This is a genomic window from uncultured Kiloniella sp. (assembly GCF_937128705.1).
Lineage (GTDB): Bacteria > Pseudomonadota > Alphaproteobacteria > Kiloniellales > Kiloniellaceae > Kiloniella.
This window is the reverse complement of sequence record NZ_CAKZMP010000330.1, coordinates 1-3,407: the sequence shown is the minus strand read 5'-3', so window position 1 is coordinate 3,407 and position 3,407 is coordinate 1. Positions and strand designations below refer to the sequence as shown.

General features: G+C 44.2%; 4 protein-coding genes and 1 pseudogene. 2 read left to right on the top strand and 3 right to left on the bottom strand.

What is annotated here, in order from left to right:
* Positions 1–77: 77 nt before the first annotated feature.
* Both Q0241_RS16825 and Q0241_RS16820 read right to left on the bottom strand, forming a co-directional pair.
* A pseudogene (locus Q0241_RS16825) lies at positions 78–766 on the bottom strand (IS3 family transposase); the annotation flags it as partial.
* A gap of 26 nt (positions 767–792) precedes the next feature.
* On the bottom strand, positions 793–1,422 hold the full coding sequence (locus Q0241_RS16820; protein ID WP_299379611.1) for a hypothetical protein: 630 nt from the start codon (positions 1,420–1,422) through the stop codon (positions 793–795).
* A gap of 186 nt (positions 1,423–1,608) precedes the next feature.
* On the opposite strand from Q0241_RS16820, the gene Q0241_RS16815 reads away from it, so the two are divergent.
* Complete coding sequence (locus tag Q0241_RS16815) at positions 1,609–1,863, top strand: helix-turn-helix transcriptional regulator (protein WP_299379608.1); 255 nt, start codon at positions 1,609–1,611, stop codon at positions 1,861–1,863.
* The gene (locus tag Q0241_RS16810) at positions 1,860–3,161 is read left to right on the top strand and encodes a type II toxin-antitoxin system HipA family toxin (RefSeq protein ID WP_299379605.1); all 1,302 of its coding nucleotides are present in this window, start codon (positions 1,860–1,862) and stop codon (positions 3,159–3,161) included. Before Q0241_RS16815 ends, Q0241_RS16810 begins: the two co-directional genes overlap by 4 nt.
* 26 nt (positions 3,162–3,187) lie before the next feature.
* On the opposite strand, the gene Q0241_RS16805 is transcribed toward Q0241_RS16810, so the two are convergent.
* The coding region (locus Q0241_RS16805) for a helix-turn-helix domain-containing protein (protein ID WP_299379602.1) at positions 3,188–3,407 on the bottom strand (220 nt) is incomplete at its 5' end.

The following is a 3,407-nucleotide window of genomic DNA, read 5'->3' as shown; positions in this document are numbered from 1 at the left end:
TCAATCACCGAGGCTGTGCCTGCGAGGTCTTCTGCCTGACATACAGTTGATAGGATGAGTAATGAAAATGCGACTGCCGCTGTATGGGTGAGTTTCTGCTTTGGCGTAATGCCGCCGAGGGCCATCTTGGGGCGCTCGTTGTTGTGTGTTCATAGCCACTGTGTGGCCGCGTCCTGCTCCTCCTCAATATTTTCAAAGATATACTGGTTCAGCCAATCATATCGCACCGTTCTGTTGTAGCGCTCCACATAGGCATTTTGCTGTGATTTTCCTGGTTGGATGAATTGCAATTCAATATGGCGCTTCTACGCCCAGGCCATGACCTGATGCCCGACATATTCAGGGCCGTTGTCACAACGAATGGCCTTTGGTTGACCGCGCCCTTCGATGATCTGGTTCAATGCTCGGATCACTCGTGTCGCCGGAAGAGATAAATCCACTCAATCGCCAAGCCTTCCCGGTTGAAATCATCAATGACATTGAAAGCCCGGAAACTGCGGCCATCATCAAGCTGGCCATGCATGAAATCCATGCTCCAAACTTCATTGATCATTTCTGGTACATGTAAGGGTTCCGGAGCTACCCGGTATAACCTCTTCTTCGACTTGATCCGCAGGTTCAGTTCAAGTTCGCAATAAATCCGGTAAACCCGTTTGTGGTTCCAGGCAAAACCCTTCACATTGTGCAGATATAGAAAACACAGCTTGAATCCCCAGTTACCCTGCCTTGTTGTTAGACGCTGCAACCAATCGGCAAGTGCTTGATGATAAGTCAAACTTCGTGGGCTTTATGTTACATTTCTCTCAATGCAGCTTCCAAGTTATTGCTCTTCCCACGGTTAAAAATCTTGTACCTAGACAAATGGGGTAAACAACAAAGGCTTCCGGTATCGTATTTATAAAATCGCGCTTTAACATTTCCCCATCCAGTTTCAACAACATGGGTAGGCTCTGCAGCGAGCATAGAAACAAGGCTTGATTCTGCGACTTTCCCCATAGTTACAATACGAAAGCTCCTACTTTGTAGAATTGGACGCCAAACTTTCTCGGCAGTTTTTAGTGATGCTTCTTTATTTTCCAATGATGCCCAGTTTCGAGAGCGAAATGGTACTAAATTACCGCTCAATACATTTGCGGGGTTTTCATCGAGGATTTCAAATAACTTTCTTACTTGAAGCTGTAGTGGTGCACCTCCTTTAATGTAGGATCCCCAGGTTTCTTCTGTATAAGAAGATCCTAATTCCGAACTAAATTGAGGTTTAATGTAAGTTGAGCCGCCAGGGTTCAATCCCATAAATACGGTTCTAGCGGTAGCTAATGTTGAGCGGGGAGTATAAAGTAATCCCCATCCAAGGCTGTGCCTCTGGGTTTCGTATTCGGAATGTATAAATTTCTCTAATTCTGTCGTGTCATACGCAACCATTTGAATATCTCCTTGGCTTATAGTGCCGCAAAAATTCTACTTTTACAGCCTCCTAAAAATGGGGGCATTACCCTTACAGCAAAAACTGGCTTCTTGGCATATTACGCTATGGCGTATTTTTTGTTAATTTACGTTGTGGCGTAATTGTGCATATGTTACTCTGTGGCGTAAATAAGGGAGTATGTTATGATTCTCACCGCACGAAACGAAAAACAATTAGGCGAAGCTATTCGGCGCACGCGTAAAAAGAAAGGGCTGACGCAAAAAGATATTAGCGCCAGAACTAATTTGCGCCCTGCAACTATATCCTCTTTGGAGAATGGGGATGCTGGGACGCAGCTTAAAACAATTTTCCGAGTGCTGGAGGCCCTTGAACTGGAATTTGAGTTAATGCCGCGCCAGAAGCCCGGATCTGTTCAGCTTGAGGACTTACTGCAGTGAAGCAACTATCCATATTGTTGAATGGTCGCAACGTAGGCGACATCGTGATGGCACGTTCTGGTGCTATAACCTTTAAATATGCGCCTGAATGGCTTTCACTGAGTGGAACCTTCCCGATCTCTCTTTCCTTGCCTTTGAATGAAAGAGGGTATCAAGGCGCACCAGTGATTGCCTATCTTGAGAACCTGCTTCCTGACAATCAGGCTATACGTGAGCGAGTTGCCTCCAAAGTGAATGCTTCGGGTTTAGATGCGTTTAGCATGCTGGAGAAAATTGGAGGCGATTGTGTCGGTGCTTTACAGTTTATTCCATCTGGAAATGGCAAAATCCATGGACTTAATCTGGAAGGCGAAGAAGTTTCCGAGGCAGATATTGCACACATCCTGCGTGATCTTAAAGCAGATCCTCTAGGGATAAAAGGTGATGACGATTTTCGAATTTCCATTGCAGGTGCGCAGGAAAAAACAGCCCTTTTACTGGTGAATAATCAATGGTTGCGCCCTGTGGGTATGACACCAACAACTCATATCTTCAAAACACAATTGGGGAGATTACCCAACGGGATTGATTTGCAGGACAGCGTGGAGAATGAATTTTTCTGCATGAAATTCTGTGAGTTTATGGGGCTTGATATTGCAAAAGTGGAAATTTGTCAGTTTGAAGATGTGAAGGCCCTTGTTATTGAGCGTTTTGATAGGCGGTGGATTTCAAATGAAAAATTGATGCGTATCCCACAGGAAGATTTTTGTCAGGCAATGGCAACTCCTCCCAGTCAAAAATATCAGGCAGATGGGGGACCTAATATTGTTCAGTGCATGGACTTATTAAAGGCCAGTAACCAACCAACAAAAGATCAATCGGCTTTTATCAAGGCACAAATATTATTTTGGTTGCTTGGCGCTACTGACGGGCATGCCAAGAATTTTAGCATCTCTTTGCAACCAGGCGGTTTTAATATGACACCTTTCTACGACATATTGTCGGCACAAAAAGCGTTGGATGAAGGGCAATTGCAACGAAAACAAATGAAGCTTGCTATGTCTGTGGGCGATGATAATAAATATCGAATGGATGAAGTCGCAGTCAGGCACTTTTTGCAAACTGCCAAAAGGTCTGAATTTGGCCTGCCTCTGGTTCAGCAACTGTTACGTGACATCTTAAATGGAATAGATACTGCTATAGAAGAAACAATCCAAACATTAACCGAAGATTTTCCAGAAGCGCTATCTGATAGTTTAATTGCAGGTATTCAAACGCGAAAGCGTTCACTCTCTCTTGGGATTGATCATTTGGACTAGTTCTAAGTTGTTTAAACGGGATATATTCAATCCGAAGAAGCTTTTGTCATACCTAAGGCATCCATGATTTTCCATGCCGTGTTTAAGTTTAACTTCCCAGTACCTCTTTCTAAATGAACAACGGGCACATGGGAGCAGCCAGCAAGTGCAGCCAGTGTTTTTTGGTTTAGACCTTCGGCCTTTCTCTTTGCTCTTACCTGTTTACCGAGTTCAACTAAATTCGGAAGATCTTTGGTCAATTCGTCA

What these genes read in the sequence shown, in the direction of transcription:
- Q0241_RS16820 (WP_299379611.1), bottom strand. Translation starts at nt 1,422, where the DNA reads ATGGTTGCGTATGACACGACAGAATTAGAGAAATTTATACATTCCGAA.
- Q0241_RS16815 (WP_299379608.1), top strand. Translation starts at nt 1,609, where the DNA reads ATGATTCTCACCGCACGAAACGAAAAACAATTAGGCGAAGCTATTCGG.